General features: G+C 38.6%; 17 protein-coding genes and 1 pseudogene. 7 read left to right on the top strand and 11 right to left on the bottom strand.

The window, feature by feature from the left end; translation table 11 throughout:
- Positions 1–115 precede the first annotated feature (115 nt).
- Positions 116–676: a general stress protein gene (locus tag SLH51_RS08920; RefSeq protein WP_335960791.1), complete on the bottom strand. Its 561-nt coding sequence runs from the start codon at positions 674–676 to the stop codon at positions 116–118.
- A 191-nt stretch (positions 677–867) separates the two neighbouring features.
- Here SLH51_RS08920 and SLH51_RS08915 point away from each other — a divergent pair, with 191 nt between their 5' ends.
- Together SLH51_RS08915 and SLH51_RS08910 are read left to right on the top strand one after the other, a co-directional pair.
- Positions 868–1,911 carry an ATP-grasp domain-containing protein gene (locus SLH51_RS08915; protein ID WP_335960789.1) on the top strand — a complete coding sequence of 348 codons (1,044 nt, stop codon included), beginning with the start codon at positions 868–870 and terminating at the stop codon, positions 1,909–1,911.
- 130 nt (positions 1,912–2,041) lie between these two features.
- Complete coding sequence (locus tag SLH51_RS08910; protein ID WP_335960788.1) at positions 2,042–3,139, top strand: M20 family metallopeptidase; 1,098 nt, start codon at positions 2,042–2,044, stop codon at positions 3,137–3,139.
- A gap of 224 nt (positions 3,140–3,363) precedes the next feature.
- Here SLH51_RS08910 and allD read toward each other — a convergent pair whose 3' ends face one another.
- The 8 genes from allD to SLH51_RS08870 form a co-directional block, all read right to left on the bottom strand.
- Entirely contained in the window at positions 3,364–4,380 is a 1,017-nt protein-coding gene (allD, locus tag SLH51_RS08905; RefSeq protein WP_335960786.1) for an ureidoglycolate dehydrogenase, read from the bottom strand.
- A gap of 20 nt (positions 4,381–4,400) precedes the next feature.
- On the bottom strand, positions 4,401–5,684 hold the full coding sequence (locus SLH51_RS08900; RefSeq protein ID WP_335960860.1) for a TRAP transporter large permease: 1,284 nt from the start codon (positions 5,682–5,684) through the stop codon (positions 4,401–4,403).
- Positions 5,681–6,199 (bottom strand): TRAP transporter small permease, encoded by a 519-nt coding sequence (locus tag SLH51_RS08895; protein WP_335960785.1) that lies wholly within the window; start codon positions 6,197–6,199, stop codon positions 5,681–5,683. The genes SLH51_RS08900 and SLH51_RS08895 overlap by 4 nt, the downstream gene beginning before the upstream one ends.
- Positions 6,200–6,269: 70 nt before the next feature.
- Positions 6,270–7,289 (bottom strand): TRAP transporter substrate-binding protein, encoded by a 1,020-nt coding sequence (locus SLH51_RS08890; RefSeq protein WP_335960783.1) that lies wholly within the window; start codon positions 7,287–7,289, stop codon positions 6,270–6,272.
- A 21-nt stretch (positions 7,290–7,310) separates the two neighbouring features.
- Complete coding sequence (locus SLH51_RS08885; protein ID WP_335960782.1) at positions 7,311–7,949, bottom strand: bifunctional 4-hydroxy-2-oxoglutarate aldolase/2-dehydro-3-deoxy-phosphogluconate aldolase; 639 nt, start codon at positions 7,947–7,949, stop codon at positions 7,311–7,313.
- A 22-nt stretch (positions 7,950–7,971) separates the two neighbouring features.
- On the bottom strand, positions 7,972–8,919 hold the full coding sequence (locus SLH51_RS08880; RefSeq protein ID WP_335960781.1) for a sugar kinase: 948 nt from the start codon (positions 8,917–8,919) through the stop codon (positions 7,972–7,974).
- A 186-nt stretch (positions 8,920–9,105) separates the two neighbouring features.
- Positions 9,106–9,879, bottom strand: coding sequence for an IclR family transcriptional regulator (locus tag SLH51_RS08875; protein ID WP_335960779.1), 774 nt, complete (start codon positions 9,877–9,879; stop codon positions 9,106–9,108).
- Between the two features lie 254 nt (positions 9,880–10,133).
- Positions 10,134–10,358 (bottom strand): methionine aminopeptidase, encoded by a 225-nt coding sequence (locus SLH51_RS08870; protein WP_335960777.1) that lies wholly within the window; start codon positions 10,356–10,358, stop codon positions 10,134–10,136.
- A 162-nt stretch (positions 10,359–10,520) separates the two neighbouring features.
- On the opposite strand from SLH51_RS08870, the gene SLH51_RS08865 reads away from it, so the two are divergent.
- Genes SLH51_RS08865 through SLH51_RS08855 form a run of 3 tightly spaced genes read left to right on the top strand, consistent with a single transcriptional unit; the run spans position 10,521 to position 13,780 of the window.
- The gene (locus SLH51_RS08865) at positions 10,521–10,910 is read left to right on the top strand and encodes a GntR family transcriptional regulator (RefSeq protein ID WP_335960776.1); all 390 of its coding nucleotides are present in this window, start codon (positions 10,521–10,523) and stop codon (positions 10,908–10,910) included.
- Positions 10,903–11,802 (top strand): ABC transporter ATP-binding protein, encoded by a 900-nt coding sequence (locus SLH51_RS08860; RefSeq protein ID WP_335960774.1) that lies wholly within the window; start codon positions 10,903–10,905, stop codon positions 11,800–11,802. The genes SLH51_RS08865 and SLH51_RS08860 overlap by 8 nt, the downstream gene beginning before the upstream one ends.
- Positions 11,777–13,780: a DUF6449 domain-containing protein gene (locus SLH51_RS08855; RefSeq protein WP_335960772.1), complete on the top strand. Its 2,004-nt coding sequence runs from the start codon at positions 11,777–11,779 to the stop codon at positions 13,778–13,780. The genes SLH51_RS08860 and SLH51_RS08855 overlap by 26 nt, the downstream gene beginning before the upstream one ends.
- Positions 13,781–13,915: 135 nt before the next feature.
- On the opposite strand, the gene SLH51_RS08850 is transcribed toward SLH51_RS08855, so the two are convergent.
- On the bottom strand, positions 13,916–14,440 hold the full coding sequence (locus tag SLH51_RS08850; RefSeq protein ID WP_335960770.1) for a hypothetical protein: 525 nt from the start codon (positions 14,438–14,440) through the stop codon (positions 13,916–13,918).
- Positions 14,441–14,678: 238 nt separating this feature from the next.
- On the opposite strand from SLH51_RS08850, the gene SLH51_RS08845 reads away from it, so the two are divergent.
- Entirely contained in the window at positions 14,679–14,891 is a 213-nt protein-coding gene (locus tag SLH51_RS08845) for a hypothetical protein (protein ID WP_335960768.1), read from the top strand.
- Positions 14,892–15,040: 149 nt separating this feature from the next.
- Complete coding sequence (locus tag SLH51_RS08840; RefSeq protein ID WP_335960766.1) at positions 15,041–15,232, top strand: hypothetical protein; 192 nt, start codon at positions 15,041–15,043, stop codon at positions 15,230–15,232.
- 178 nt (positions 15,233–15,410) lie between these two features.
- Here SLH51_RS08840 and SLH51_RS08835 read toward each other — a convergent pair.
- A pseudogene (locus tag SLH51_RS08835) lies at positions 15,411–15,986 on the bottom strand (permease prefix domain 1-containing protein); the annotation flags it as partial.
- Position 15,987 lies beyond the last annotated feature (1 nt).

The following is a 15,987-nucleotide window of genomic DNA, read 5'->3' as shown; positions in this document are numbered from 1 at the left end:
TTATACAATCGTCCCCACTACTTTATTCCCATTTCAACTACTCCAGCATGAAAAAAATCAAAAAAATTCCTGCCTCAGCGCATTAACGCAAGAGAGCAGGAACCTCAACTGTATTTTACCTATTATTTACTCGTACACGTTCAGGATACGTATGGGTATTTAATGAATTATTGGTATAGAAATGACCATATAATTTATCTTCACGATCTTCATCAGCTTCCACTAGGACAACAATATGACCTTTGTTTAGATGGTCTTCATACTCTTTTGCGTGTCCTTCTGGAATTCCTGCACCTGTAAGAGCTCCAACGAGTCCACCACCTCCTGCACCAATAGCTGCACCGGTCAATGCAGTTGCTAGCGGTCCAGCCGCTGCAAGAACACCAACTCCAGGAACAGCTAATAACCCGACCGAAGCAATGATTCCTGCAATACCACCGAGAACGCCACCCGATCCAGCACCAATACCGAAACCTTTTCCAGCATTTTTAGCTCGTCCACTATTTTTTTCTGTGACTTCAGTTCTTGTTTCATTCTGAATACTTTCTACATCATCACTATCTTTTGCGAAAACCGAGATGTCTTCCTTTGTATAGCCGATAGTATGAAGACCTTCAATTGCACGAATTGCTTCTTCCTGTTTTCTGAATACTCCACCGATAATTGTTTTATTCATAATTTTTTGCCTCCTTAACATTTTGTTCACTAAACAATTTCCCAGTTAATCATAAAGGTAAACATATTATTTTTTAGTACGATACATGAATTAATTATTTAAAAAAATCTAGATTAAGGTTTTTGATGTTGGGTATAAAGAGAAGTGTCTTGCTTAGGAGACAAATTAATAGAGCGAGGAGAGGATTAACTTTGAATATTTTACTAACATCAGGTGCTAGACGTATAGACTTCGTAGGTTTTTTTCACGATGCTTTAAAAAACGCTGGAATAAATGGAAAAGTGATTGTTGCCGATCCAGAGCATAACGCACCATCGCTTCAAGCAGGAGATGAAAACTATGTGATTCCACACCAAACAGACTCGCGGTACATGGAAGCAATAGTTGAGATCTGTAAGAAACATAAAGTGAAATGTCTTGTTCCGTTAAATGATTGGGAAGTGCCTAAACTATCTGCTCACAAAGAAGAACTTGAAAAAATAGGTGTATCCGTTTTTACGCCTGAGCCAAACATTGTCGATAAGGTACGGGACAAAGGAAAATACCGAGAGCTACTGAAGTCGTTCGAGGTAAAAGCTCCGCTCTCTTACCTCAACATAGAAGATGCTGTGAATGCATTAGAAAATAACGAAGTATCATTTCCGTTAATTGTGAAGCCTCGTAACGGATCTGCGTCTATTGGTGTTGAAATTGCCTACAATGTCGAAGATTTGAAATTTGCTTATGAGCTTGCCGTGCGTGAAATCAAGGAATCTCCTTTAGATGATGCCACTTACAAAGAACCAGAAGACAATGTCATTATCCAAGATGTAATTGAAGGAGAAAAATTTAGTGTTGATATGTTCAACGATTTAGATGGTCGCTTTCTCACCTCCCTTATTCGAAAGCAATTGGATATGAGAGGTGGAGATGTTGATAGGTGCATTACTGAGAACCCTCCTGTATTGCTAGAAATTGCACGGAGAATAGGAGAAAACCTAGGTCATGCAGGCTACATGAACACTGATGTGTATTACGATGGTACCGATTATTATGTCATTGATATAAATCCACGCTTTGGTGGAGGCTATGCATTTTCCCACATAGCAGGAGCGAATATTCCTGCTGCAATCATTGCGCTAACGGCCGGCAATGAGGTAAAGGATGATTGGTTGACTCAAGATTCAGATCTTGAATTAGCCCGCCATGACATTGTTGTTCGGATAGATAAACAAAAAGAAAAGTATGCCCTTTAATTAAAAAACTAAGTAAAACGACTATTATCTGACTGGTTTTCTAGGCCGTCTCATTGTATAAGTTAGAGGATAACTTGAAGGTAAAAAAGCTTGACTATAAAATTACTGTTAGACATGTAGGAGGGATAAAATGGGGGATCCAATTCCCTTATTAGAAGAACTAATTAAAATAGACAGCTCTACGAAAGCAGGAGCGAACGAGGCTGTTGCATATTGTGAAAAGTGGTTAAAAGACCGAGGACTCCAAGTGAAAAAAATTGAAAATAATGGATTTCACATGTTGGTGTGTGAAATTGGCCAAGGTGATAACACAATCGTCTTGAATGGTCATGTCGATGTTATCGAAGCTGAGGATACACAGTTTCAACCTTATGTAGTTGATGGAAAAATGTATGGTCGCGGTTCGGTGGATATGAAAGCAGGAGTAGCGGCTATGATGGAGACGATAGCACAGTTAAAAGACAGCAACATAGCAACGCGAGTAATGCTTCAGATCGTACCTGATGAGGAAACAGGTGGGGTCTTTGGCACAAAATATTTGACGGAAAAAGGGTACGTCGGTGATTTTATTATTTGTGGTGAACCGACATACTTTGGTATTGCTATCCAATCTAAAGGAGTCCTACAGCTAGACTTTGAGATCGATGGCAAACCTGCTCATGGAAGTCGGCCCTGGGAAGGTCATAATGCAATCAAGAAAGCTTATAATCTCTATGAAGACATTATTCTGCTTCCTTTTGCACAAGAGACTGCCCCACCGATGTATGACAAACCATCTATAAATCTCGCTAAGCTAAAAGGCGGAACCGTATACAATAAAGTACCTGAGAAGTGTGAAATGTCTCTTGATATTAGATATTTACCAGACCAATCACCTGATGAGATCTTCAAACAGATTCAAGGCATTACGGAAGATAAAGTGAAAATTCATATTTGCAACGGCCCGGTGAAGACAAAAGAAGATAACCCATATGTGGAAGCACTAGTGGAGTCTATAAAAAGACAAACTCAACTCGAACAAGTAAATATTTATGGTCAGCACGGATCTAACGATGGTCAGTTTTTCACAAAGTATGGAGGTTCTGCTGTTGAATTTGGACCAGTTGGCTTTGACTGGCATGGTGAGAAAGAAATGGTTTATGTAGACTCTGTGAGAGAATACCAAGAAGTGCTTAAAGAATTTGTAAACTCTTTTGATAGCAAAGAAATAAGAGATCAGTCAAAATAAAAGAGCCATAAAGAAGAATCCCATCAATATTATTTGATGGGATTTGAGTTTGCAAGAGAAAGATTGTACTTACTCTTTCTTACTCTGATATTGAGACTATTATTCCTCTATTTTTCAATCTACACCTTTACAAATACTTCGCAGGTTTGTATATACGAAAAGACATTCTTCCGGCACCAGATGCTAGAAGAATGTCTTTTCTTTGAAACAATGAGAACTGTATTCTATTCATTTGCTAAATAGTCATATACTGATTTCGTTAGTGGGATTCCATTTGCTAAGCGATCTTCTTCGTTTAGCTGTTCAGGCTCACCTGGAACCATGACACTATTAAACCCTGGAGCTGTTGGAGCTTGATGAAGTTCATCGATCATTTGATCCATATTCTCTAAGAAACTAGCTTTATCTGTAAATGCAGAAACGTTATACGCGCATACCATATGACCAAGCTTTCGTTTTTTATCATACTCTCCGTACATCTCAGTAATATGAGGCCCAAACGCAGACCCTGTTAATAGACCTGAGAAAATATCGATTACCATTGCTAATCCATACCCTTTAGGACCTGCGAATGGAAGGAGAGCTTCAACAGAATGTGGATCAGTCGTTGGTTTGCCTTCTCCATCAACGCCCCATGAATCTGGAATGTCTTGACCGGATTCACGTGCATGAAGAACTTTTCCAAATGCAACATTGCTAGTAGCCATATCTAAAATAATTGGTTTCTTATTTTTAGTTGGGAAGCCGTAAGCAATTGGATTCGTACCAAAGAATGGCTTTGATCCTCCAAAAGGGACAACGACTTTATCTGTATGCGTTAAGGCCATTCCGATCATATTATTTTTTGCTGCCTGCTCAACGAAATAAGAAAGAGCACCACAATGGCTGCTGTTCACTACAGCTACCATACCAATTCCGTTTTTCTCAGCAAGTTTCATCGCATAATCCATCGCTTCTTTTGATACAACATGGCCAAGACCATCATCTCCATCAAAAATAGCTGTACAAGGACCTGTATCTTTCACGCTAAACTTTGGCGAAGGATTTAAACCACCTTCACTTAATCTTTTCACATAGTGTTCCGTACGCAGAACACCGTGCGAGTTCACCCCTCGTAGATTTGCATGGACCAATACATCAGCAACAACCCCTGCGTGCTCTGTATTAATTCCTGCTTTTTCCAATTTTTTTACAACTAATTCCGCTAACTCTTCACGACTAACCATTACATCTGTACTCATAAATTTCTATCTCCTCTCCGTTATTTCGTAAACCATTCTAGTGGTACTGTGACAAGTTGCGGGAAGAGAATTAAAAGAAGCAAAACAGTGATCTGGACAAGTAAAAATGGCCAAATTCCTTTTGTAATCTCTATAATACTAATCTTACTAATCCCAGCTGCAACATATAAAACCGTACCTACTGGTGGCGTAATTAAACCAATACATAAGTTAATAACCATGACAATTCCAAAGTAAACTGGATCAATACCTGCGGCTATAACAACCGGTAACAACACTGGTGTAAAAATCAAAATGGCTGGTGTCATGTCCATTACAACCCCAACTAAAAGCAAGAACACCATTAAAATTAATAATAGAAGCGTTGGATTTTGTGTAATTCCTCCTAGGAAACCTCCTAGCTCTGCAGGAATTTGTGCAATTGTGACCACATACGCTGTCACCATCGCAGCGGATGCCAATAACATGACAACACCCGTCGTCCTAGCTGTATTCACAAGAAGCATTGGAATGTCTTTCACTTTCAACTCACCACGATAGACTGTAAAGCTAATTAATAAAGCATACATCGCTGCTACAACAGCCGCTTCTGTTGGCGTAAAGATTCCTCCACGCAAACCGACGATAATAATAACTGGCATAAACAAAGCCCAAATCGCTTGTACAAAAGCAGAGACACGCTCTTTCGTTGTCGCTTTAGGCATCGTTTCTGCGTTATCACGCTTTGCGACAAAATACCAGACAATGATCAATCCAACTGCAAACAATATCCCTGGTACAATCCCACCCATAAATAATTGAGTGATCGAAACACCACCAACAACCCCAAACATAATTAACGGAATACTTGGTGGAATGATCGGAGCAATAATCCCTGATGAAGCAACTAGCCCTGATGCGCGACCTACGTTGTACCCACGCGCAGCCATCATCGGAATTAAAATGGCACCTAAGGCAGCGGTATCAGCAACGGCAGAACCTGATAATCCGGCAAAGAGCACTCCCGAAAAGATCGTGACATACCCTAATCCACCACGTATATGACCGACTAGTGTTGAAGCAAAACTGACAATTCGTTTTGAAATTCCGCCTGCATTCATGATCTCACCAGCGAGAATAAAGAATGGAATCGCCATTAATGGAAAGTTATTGGCGCCATTTATTAAATTTTGAGCGACAATCTGGGTATCAAAGACACCCATCACAAGAAGCATCGCAACCGCACTGACTAACATTGCGAATGCAACCGGTACCCCTAAGAACAGAAACAAGAACAAGACTCCAAGAAAGACCCACAACATTATGAACCCTCCTCCTTTAAATCATTATTGCTATTTGCCCATGCCGGAGGATCCTGATTAAAGCAAACAAATCGGACCGTTTGTGTAATACTTTGCAGAATCATCACAACCGCAGCAAAGGTTCCGGATAAAAACAACAACCATAACGGAATTCCTGTAGCCGGTGCATAACTATTGCTGTTTAGTTCCATCATCTTATATCCACCATCAACCACAAGAGCGAGAACAATAATAATGACAACATTGACAATTGTATACAAGACTTTTTGAGCAACAGGTGGTAAGGCACCTATTAACAGGTCAACACCTAGATGACTCTTATCCTTAAAGGCCACAATCGCTCCTAAAAACACAACCCATACAAATAAATAACGTGCTAACTCTTCTGACCATGTAATTCCTGAATCAAACGCATAGCGTAAAACTACGTTTAAAAATACTAAAATGACCATTGTTGATAAAAATACGGAAATGACCGTATATAGTGCTCCATTGAGGTATTTAATAACTTTTAGCATACTATCCCCTCTTTAAGGAAATTTGGTGGATAAAAGCAACTACTTCTTTTATCCACCAGATGACCTGCCTTTACTGTTCACGAATACGATTTACTAATTCTTCCGCCCAGTCATGTTTCTCAAATAGCTTTTCATAAACTGGATCCATTGCATCAACAAACTGTTGACGCTCTTCTTCAGATAGTACAATAATCTCAAGTCCTTGCTCTGTTAAATACTCTTTCATTTCATCATCCGATTGAACAGCTAATTCCCATTGATACTGAGCTGTTTCTTCAGACGCTTGTTCAACAATTTCTTGCAACTCAGGGTCCAAACTGTCCCAGAAATTCATATTCATTAAATAAATGTTTGGACTGAACATGTGATTCGTTTCAAGTACATGGCTTTGTACTTCATACCAACTAGAATTCACTAACGATGCATAAGGATTTTCTTGACCATTGATAACCCCTTGCTCTAGTGCAGTAAATACTTCAGACATTCCTAACGCTTGAACATTTGCACCAAGGGCCTCTCCTACTTCAAGGAAGATTGGCACATTCGGCATACGTAAACGGAATCCTTTAAAATCTTCAAGAGTACGTAATTCTTCGTCTGCTGACACAACTCGGAACCCGTTTGCTGTATAACCTAATGGTTTAACATTAAACTCTTCAAATTCAGCTGCAATTTCTTCTCCGATCGGACCATTTAATATTTCGTTTGCATGGTCATAATCTTCTAGCAAGTATGGCCATTCGGTCACACCAATTTTTGCGTTATTTGCTTGTAGACCCATACCAGCGATCACCATTTCAATTGTTCCGTTACGAACTCCATCCGTAAATGCTGCTTCATCACCTAGTTGGTTATTTTCATAGATTTCAACCTTTAAGCGACCTTCTGATTGTTCTTCTACCATTGGTTTAAATACTTCTTCTAATGCTACATTTTGAGAATGATCGGCTGCAAAATAATTGGCAATTTTAATTGTTTTTGCCCCAGCTTGACTTCCTCCTTCTTCTGTTGCGGCATCATTTCCACCACCACACCCTGTTAAAACAAGTGCTGACGCTAAAGTCGAGAATAGTAACGCTTTCATTTTCATGATAAATTCCCCCTAGTATTGTTATTGTCTAGCTTGCTTCAAAGCTTCTACAAATTGTTTCGACTTATTTGTTAATTCTTGCAAGGCCACTTCATTGATTTCTTGTTTCGTGTTAACTAATGAACTTCCAAGTCCAACTGCTATTCCACCAGCTTTTATATAGTCCTCTAAATTAGTTAAGTCAACGCCACCTGTTGGCATTAATGGAATATGTGGTAATGGTCCATGAACACCCTTTAAATACTTCGGACCGAACGCGTTTGCTGGAAATACTTTTATGACATCCGCACCGTTTTCATAAGCTGTAAGAATTTCGGTAGGAGTTAATGCCCCCGGAATACTGATCACCCCATAGCGCTTCGTCATCTTAATCGTTTCTGGATCGACTGTTGGTGAGAAAATGAACTTTGCTCCAGCCATAATAGCTGCTCTTGCCGTTTCAGGATCAAGTACCGTACCGGCCCCAACAATTAGATCATCACCAAATTCTGCTGTGACTTGTTCAATTAACGTTAGAACTCGTGGTGTTTCCACTGTAATTTCAAGTGTTTTAATTCCACCTTCTTTTAATGCCCGTGCAATATCTAAAATATTTTCTGGTTGTGCACCTCGAATAATCGCAACTAGACCATTTTCTTCTATTTTTTTTAATAGAGTCATATACTCTCCTCCTACTTTTCTATTATCGTTTCACATCTTCATTGTCTTGTTTTAAGAAATCGAGTAACTCATTTTGATCAGGCAGTCCTTCAACATCTCCACTTACTTGTGTGACCATCGCTCCAACTGCATTAGCCCTTGTCAACGCGTCAGTTATTGATAGTTGATCAAGAAGACCTGAGATGAAACCTGCTGCAAAACCATCCCCTGCCCCAACAGGATCAATCACTTGCTCTACTTTAAAAGCAGGAACAAATCCTTCTTCTCCTTCATTAAAGTAGTGTGCTCCATTGGCTCCATCTTTGATAATGACTAGCTTTGCACCATGTGATAAGAACTTATCTCCAAGAGTCGAGATGTCGCTTTCTCCAAACAAAAATTCCCCTTCTGCAACACCAGGCAATATAATATCTGATTGTGAGACAATTTCTAATAATACCTTTCTTGCCTTTTCTTCTGACCATAATTTCTTACGCAAATTAGGGTCAAAGATAATCGTAACTCCAATTTCTTTTGCTTTTTTCATCGCATGTAAAACGGTTTCATAACAAGAGTCACTTAATGCTGGTGTAATGCCTGTGATATGCAAGTATTTCGCTTGGCTGACATATTCATCTAGAATGTCCGCTTTAGTTAGCGTACTTGCAGCTGATCCATGGCGGTAATACTGAACACGGACATCACTGTGGTTTCGTATTTCTTTAAAATAAATTCCTGTCGGTGCCTCCACAACCTTCACTTGACTCACATCGACACCTTCACCTCTTATAAAGGCAACCATTCCTTTTCCTAGCTCATCATTTCCTACCTTGCTAATCCAACCAACGTTGTGTCCTAAACGGGATAAACCAATAGCAACATTCGATTCAGCACCGCCAAACTTCCTATTATAGGAAGAAGCATATTTCATTAGCCCACCATTTTCTGGTGCGAACAACGCCATCGTTTCACCAAATGTTATTACATCCATATTGTCCTCCTACACATATTTTAATTCCACATTACGGAATGTTATTCCATTAATAAAACAAAATGTATGAGAGTTGATATTTTATCAAACTCTCACCTCTTAGTTCCGTATTATGGAACGCCTTTTCACTTTGTGAGTTCATTATAGTAGAAAACGTTTTACTTAGTCAACATATTTTATTAACAGTTAATAATTGTTAATTCTGTAGCCCAATCTAGCTGAAATCTCATTTGCCGTTTCTAGTAAACATCTCTTAAGAAAGTCTTCAACTTGATTATTAAGAATTCGATAAACTGGTCCTGCAACACTTATCGCAGCAATTACTTCTTGATTATGATCATAAATAGGCGCTGCTATTCCAGCAATTCCTTCTTCATGCTCTACTTCATCAATTGCATAACCACATTGACGGATTTCATCTAATTGTTGAAACAACACTTCTTTATCCGTTATTGTATTTTCTGTAAACCTCGGTAACCCCTTTTTTTCAATGATCGTTTCTACTTGGTCATTCGACATGCCCGCTAATAGAATCTTCCCTATTCCTGTACAATGCATCATAACACTTCGACCAACTTTAGAGATCATACGAATGGTTTGATCACTCTCTACTTTATCAATATAGATTGCATTGCCATTATTATGAGTACACAAATGAACGGTTTCCTTTACCTCTCCTACTAAATCCTCTAACGGACCTCTAGCAACTTTCCGAATATCTATCTGTTCCAACACTTCATTTGCAATTGCAACCACTTTCATTCCAATACAATAATTACCATTGGTGGTATCTCTGGATACAAAGCCATGGTGCATGAGTGTGTTTAATAATCGATGTGTTGTACTTTTAGGCAAGCCAATACGATTCGATAATTCCCCAATCGCTAAACCATTTTTTTCACCTGATAATGCTGAGACAATTACCAAAGCTCTATCAACCGATTGAACTAAATTAGCCATACAAGTCTCCCCTTAGTAGTTTGAATATGCTTGTATCATACCATAAATAGTAAGGACATTTTAGAACTAACAATCCATTCGTTTGTTACACTCAGTCGGTTTACAAATAAGTAGAATTCTATTGATTGCTTTTTTTATTTGCATTTCTTTGCTAACCGCATTTATATCTTGAAGCACTAGGGGTCACAAATCTAAAATCCAGAAAAGACATTCTTCAAAGCAGTAAGTGCTTGAAGAATGTCTTTTCATTGAAACTATAAGAACCTTCTACTCAATTGATTTATTTCAGCCCAAGCAGAAAACGAACCACTGCCGCTACAGCCAGCACAGTCATAACAAGTGCCCATCATCATTTCACTTTCTAATATGTTAAATCCTTTTCCTTGACAATTAGGACACGTACCCTGCGATTTGAAATTTTCAATTCTTTTCTTCTTTCTCATCTCAGTCCATTGACTAATGGAACCAAACAAACCCATTTCCCTTCACCTCAGAAGGTAGTTTTCCTAAAGATGATGATTTTATTCATTTATTTAATTATTTGGGAATTTTTAGTTGCATACTCACCTAAACCGTATTATATTAAATAGTACAGTTAGTTCAGTTAATACGAATGAACCTCAGTTTGAAAGGAGGCCAATATGTTTCAACTAGACATCAGAAGCAGAGTACCCATTTATGAACAATTAGTTGAGAAATGGAAAGAACTGATTATCCATGAAGTGTATCAACCGGATCAGCAGCTACCTTCTGTTAGAGTGCTCGCACAAGAATTAACCGTTAACCCTAATACAATCCAAAAAGCTTATCGTGAGTTAGAACATCAAGGTTATATTTATTCAATTCCAGGCAAAGGGAAGTTTGTTGCTCCTCAAGCGATAACAACTAATAACGAGAAGGTGATGAAATTGAAACAAGAATTGCTTAAGTTATTATCAGAAGCGCTCTACCTAGGTATTGACAAAGAAGAAATTTTATCCTTAATCACGATTGCCGAGCAATCAACAAAAGGCGGGGATCAAGATGATTAACATGACAAATGTCCAAAAGAGCTTTGAGGGCTTTGAGGCCGTGAATGGGGTAACCGTTCATATACAAAAAGGATCGATATACGGTCTTCTTGGTTCAAACGGTGCCGGAAAGACAACACTTTTAAAAATACTTGCTGGAATTTACAAGCCTAACTCTGGCAACGTTTTAATCGAAGAAGAACCAGTGTTTGAAAATGTGAAGTTGAAAGAGAAAATGATTTTTCTCGCTGATTCATTGTATTTTTACCCGAATACAACGATTCAACAAGCAGCTCATTTTTATCAATCGATGTATTCTTCGTGGAACGAAAATCGCTTTAACATGTTACAGAATGTCTTCCAAATCGATGTAACGAAAAAAATCCACCGTCTTTCAAAAGGGATGCAACGCCAAGTAGCGTTCTGGTTGACGTTGTCGACGATGCCTGACGTTCTCATATTGGATGAGCCACTAGATGGATTAGATGCTGTAATGAGGCAAAAAGTAAAAAACCTTATTATACAAGATGTAGCTGAGCGTGAAATGACGATTATCATCTCTTCTCATAATTTACGAGAAGTAGAAGATCTTTGCGACAATGTCGGGATCATGCATGGTGGGAAGATCATCATTGAGAAGGATTTGGATGATTTAAAGTCTGATGTCCACAAAATTCAAGTAGCCTTTAAACAAGGCGTACCTGCTGACTTTTTAAATGACGTTCCGATCCTTTATAAAGAAGAACGTGGCAGTGTGCTTCTTTATATCGTTCGTGGAAAAGAAAGTACGATTACTGCTCAAGTGCTTGCCCATCAGCCGGCTATTTTTGATTTACTTCCATTAACCTTAGAAGAAATATTTATCTATGAAATGAGGGATGTTGGCTATGAGATTGAAAACATCATTGTTTAACCTGGGAATTCTTGTTCAAAACGTCCGTAACGTTGGATGGATCAGTTTAAGCTATTTGCTCTGTTTGCTTTTCTTTCTTCCGTTGCAGCTTCTAATGGCCTATACGAGAGAGAACGAGTTTCATCAATTTATACCACCGAAAAGTTTATTTGGACTTTCAAACGAGTTTCAAACGATCATGACGTTTCTATTTCCTGTTTTGCTTGCTATTTTTTTATTTCGTTACATTCAAGTGAAGTCCTCCAGTGATTTTACGCACAGTTTGCCAATAAAAAGACAACATTTGTTACACCAACACGTTTTATTTGGTCTCGTTGTCTTAATCGTTCCCGTTCTCTTAACAGCTGTTAGTTTACTAGTTTTAAGTCAGTTTCTTCCATACGACGAGCTCTTAGCTGTTTCTTCTATTTTAAAATGGATGAGCCTCACGACCGTCTTTAATGTCTTTGTATTTATGGCAGGGGTATTTGTAGCGATGTTTACAGGCATGTCGATTTTACAAGGAGCCCTTACGTATATTATTTTTATCTTACCTGTCGGCGTTATGGTTCTTTTCTTAACAAACTTGGAATTTTATTTATTTGGATTTACAGCTAATTATTACTTGACGCAACAAATCGAAAGCTTACTCCCATTTGTACGAATTACTCAGTTAGAACGTTTCCCGCTGACGATGAATGAAATTTTTACTTACTTGATCCTAATTATCGCTTTTTACTTTTGCGCGATACTCGCTTATAAGAAAAGACATGCAGAAACAGCTACACAAGCCATTGCCTTTGAACACTTGCGTCCTGTTTTTAAATACGGTATTACCTTTTGCACGATGTTAGTCGGTGGACTCTATTTCGGCAGTTTACAAGGAGGCATTGGCTGGATCATCTTTGGGTACATTGCAGCAGCGTTTTTGGGCTACTTCCTTGCTACGATGATCTTAGAAAAAACATGGAGAGTTTTTTCTAAATGGAAAGGATATCTCATCTATTTGGCAGTTGTTGCTGTTTTGGGTTTTTCTTTTCAGATGGATGTGTTCGGATTTGAAAAAAAGATACCGAATGTGGAGGAAATTCAAGGTGTCTACTTTGGAGAACACATTTTTAGTGTCCTAGATAGCGATCCAAACATGGGGCTTGGTCATGTACCGCCATCGACCGAATATATTGAACCAAGCTTTTATTATGAACAACTAGAGACGATCGAAAGTATTCGTAGCTTACACGAACAAATTGTTAAAGAGCAAAATCACCTTAATAAAATGTCCAATTATTCTAATTCGGTTGCCTTTCGTTATGATTTAAATAATGGCGATCAAATCGTTAGATACTATCAAATTCCGATTCGAGCGTACCAAAAGCACTATAGAGACATTGTTGAATCAACTGAATACAAACAAAATCAAAACCCGATCGTTCAGATTGAAGACCACACGACTATTGACCATATTACAATCAATTCATATATGGCAGGAAATCGAGTAAGATTGACAGATCCACAGGACGTAGAAGAGTTTCATCAATTGCTACAAGCTGATGTACTTGACCAAACGTTAGAGAACATCTTTGATCAACGGGGTGATTGGTCGCATATTGAATATCAATTTGAAGGTAAGAAATACCTTCATCTCCCGTGGAAAAAATCTTACACCCGTATTGAAAATTGGTTAGAAGAAAAAGGCCTGCTCTCCCAAGCACGAGTAACCGCAAACGATCTATCACATGCTTACATTATGAAGAATGATGAATCCAGAGAGTTGTATGAGTTCGTACATGAGAACAGATTAGATGCAACATTTGCCGATAGGGACGATGCGATTAAAATAGAGGACTCAGAACAATTAGAAGAAGTCCTCAAACAAGCAAGTGGAAATTATCAGGGTGAATACATTATCGGTTTTTACTATAAGCAAAGTTCCTATCCTGAATTTCAAACGATTCACCTTGAACATGCACCAGAATTCCTTATTAAGAAACTCCCATGACTCGTTTGTAGTCAGGGAGTTTTCCCGTTTTCACTAAACTCCATCTAAATTTGGTCGACTAAAGAATAAAGAACATAGTGGCACTACTTTGACTGCCTATTCTCAAGTACGACCATACAACTCACTATATAAAAATTAATTAACGACACGTATCGTCTTATTATCAGCTAATGTTTGTGCCTGACGTTTGATTTCCACTGCTCTTCTTTTATCAATTCCTTCGTTTACTGTTATTTCAATAACATTCCCACTTACACGTGCTTGTTCAACCCCATCTATTTCTTCAATACGATCAAGTGTCCGTTGAGAGGTTTGAGCCGCTGCCCGCTGTCCTTGTCTATCCCCATCTAGTCCAAAGAAACCACCAGCTCGCCCTTGACCGAAGTCTGTCCCAAAGCCACGAGGTCGCTCATTTCCTATCTCTACCTCTCCTATCGCTTGTCTTTGATCTCTAAAAAATCCACCGTCATGATCAACACGTCCACCCAAATCATTACGAGCACCTATTCCAGGTCCTGTATCTACACCTAACGCTCCTTGACGAGTACCCGTTTCATAATGATTCGTTCCTATGTCTGTTGCTTGATTATCCACTCCACATCCTGCAAGACCGCCTAAAAGCATTGTTGCTGCAGCGAGGGACAACGTAATTTTTTTCATATATAATTCCTCCTCTCTTTATAAAATGGCTCAGAGAAGGATTCTTTACACTGTTAGTTCTTGGATAGATGTTTTTAGATCTTTAGAATACCGGTTAAATAAAAACCTTATCTCATCAGGTTTTAACTAATGTCTTAAAGAACTATAGTTTTGACGTATTTAATATAGTAAAAAAGTACATCTATGTACTTTTTTCTTTCCTGAAGCTAATCACCTACCTCAAAAGGAGGCGCAGCTTTTGAATCATTTAGTCATGAAAATAGCACTTCTTGCCACCGCTTTTTCCTTGCTTATTCCGTTTCAAACAGGAAATGCACTAGCAACATTTTCAGATGTGGCAGAAGACTTTAGGGCAAAGTCAGAAATTGAGTTTCTGAATAATCAGGGTGTGATATTTGGATTTCAAGCAGTGCTTTTAAGCCAAATAATTCAATCACAAGAACACAGGTAGCAACAATGCTTGTTCGTGTATTAGACCTTTCTACAGACAACCGTCCTCATCCTAACTTCCATGATATTAGCAATCCATTTCATGCGTATAATGTTGTCGCTACAGTCGCTGACGAAGGTTAGCCTCCTCATTATTATGATCAAATTACATTGCATAGCGGAAAGGAAGCGTACTTTTTTCAAAACGAAGAATATGGATTCATTGGCTATCATATGATGTTAATTGATGACAATATAACGTATCACTTTAGTGCTGAAATACCACCATATTTTTACGAAGACAATAAACACATTCTAGATGAGATCATGATGAATTTTGAAGTGATGAATGAGACATCGTAATGACTTTTCTGTATAATAAATAAGAGAAGTGCGCCAACACTTCTCTTTTGCAACCCTACCGCCAAATAGTGGTTGTTAAATATGTTTCATTTTTTTAAAAGAGCCACCTTTTGCTTGTGTGAATACTGGGTGGTTTCTTTTTGATGATTTAGCGAAAAACATACACGTTTCCCTCCTCTTATTTTTTTCGATCGGTCCCAGTAAAAAGAAGACCTAATAACAATCCAACGCTTACTAAGAAGAAAACCATAAACGAACTAATCGCAATAAACATCTCCCCAGTAGCAAACCCAGAAGCACAAGCCACGAAAAAGCTAAATAGAAGGACTGCTGTTGCAACGGCATAAAGACTAGCACGGACCTTGTTCATCGCGTACTTTTGACTTGTCTCTCTTGTCAATAAACTATAAGTAAGGATCGCCCCACCGATGACAACAAAGAAAGCAGGTCCCGTAACGGCTTCTAATGGCAAACCCATAAAATACAACATTGTAGTCACTAAAACTCCAAATAATATCGTCAATATCCCAATAATTAAGCCAGCCGTTGAGATACGCATAGTCATGTTTGTGTAGACAGCTTGCTTCGCTTTGTCTTGACCAATCTGACGCATATCGTCAACCAATCCACTCAGGTCACCCAAAGAACTAACTGCCTCCTTGAATGCTTCTTGCTCTGTTATTCCTGTTTTTTTATAATCAGCTATTTTCTCTTTTAAATTGGTCGTTAACTCCTCTTTCAGATCGAACAGTTGT

Origin of the sequence: Halalkalibacter kiskunsagensis (assembly GCF_037027555.1) — a bacterium.
GTDB lineage: Bacteria > Bacillota > Bacilli > Bacillales > Bacillaceae_D > Halalkalibacter > Halalkalibacter kiskunsagensis.
This window is presented reverse-complemented; position numbering and strand designations above follow the sequence as displayed.

Bases quoted from the DNA above. Each gene is read 5' to 3' on its own strand.
- SLH51_RS08920 (WP_335960791.1), bottom strand. From the start codon at position 676: ATGAATAAAACAATTATCGGTGGAGTATTCAGAAAACAGGAAGAAGCA.
- SLH51_RS08910 (WP_335960788.1), top strand. From the start codon at position 2,042: ATGGGGGATCCAATTCCCTTATTAGAAGAACTAATTAAAATAGACAGC.
- allD (WP_335960786.1), bottom strand. From the start codon at position 4,380: ATGAGTACAGATGTAATGGTTAGTCGTGAAGAGTTAGCGGAATTAGTT.
- SLH51_RS08895 (WP_335960785.1), bottom strand. From the start codon at position 6,199: ATGCTAAAAGTTATTAAATACCTCAATGGAGCACTATATACGGTCATT.
- SLH51_RS08890 (WP_335960783.1), bottom strand. From the start codon at position 7,289: ATGAAAATGAAAGCGTTACTATTCTCGACTTTAGCGTCAGCACTTGTT.
- SLH51_RS08885 (WP_335960782.1), bottom strand. From the start codon at position 7,949: ATGACTCTATTAAAAAAAATAGAAGAAAATGGTCTAGTTGCGATTATT.
- SLH51_RS08880 (WP_335960781.1), bottom strand. From the start codon at position 8,919: ATGGATGTAATAACATTTGGTGAAACGATGGCGTTGTTCGCACCAGAA.
- SLH51_RS08875 (WP_335960779.1), bottom strand. From the start codon at position 9,879: ATGGCTAATTTAGTTCAATCGGTTGATAGAGCTTTGGTAATTGTCTCA.
- SLH51_RS08870 (WP_335960777.1), bottom strand. From the start codon at position 10,358: ATGGGTTTGTTTGGTTCCATTAGTCAATGGACTGAGATGAGAAAGAAG.
- SLH51_RS08865 (WP_335960776.1), top strand. From the start codon at position 10,521: ATGTTTCAACTAGACATCAGAAGCAGAGTACCCATTTATGAACAATTA.
- SLH51_RS08860 (WP_335960774.1), top strand. From the start codon at position 10,903: ATGATTAACATGACAAATGTCCAAAAGAGCTTTGAGGGCTTTGAGGCC.
- SLH51_RS08855 (WP_335960772.1), top strand. From the start codon at position 11,777: ATGAGATTGAAAACATCATTGTTTAACCTGGGAATTCTTGTTCAAAAC.
- SLH51_RS08850 (WP_335960770.1), bottom strand. From the start codon at position 14,440: ATGAAAAAAATTACGTTGTCCCTCGCTGCAGCAACAATGCTTTTAGGC.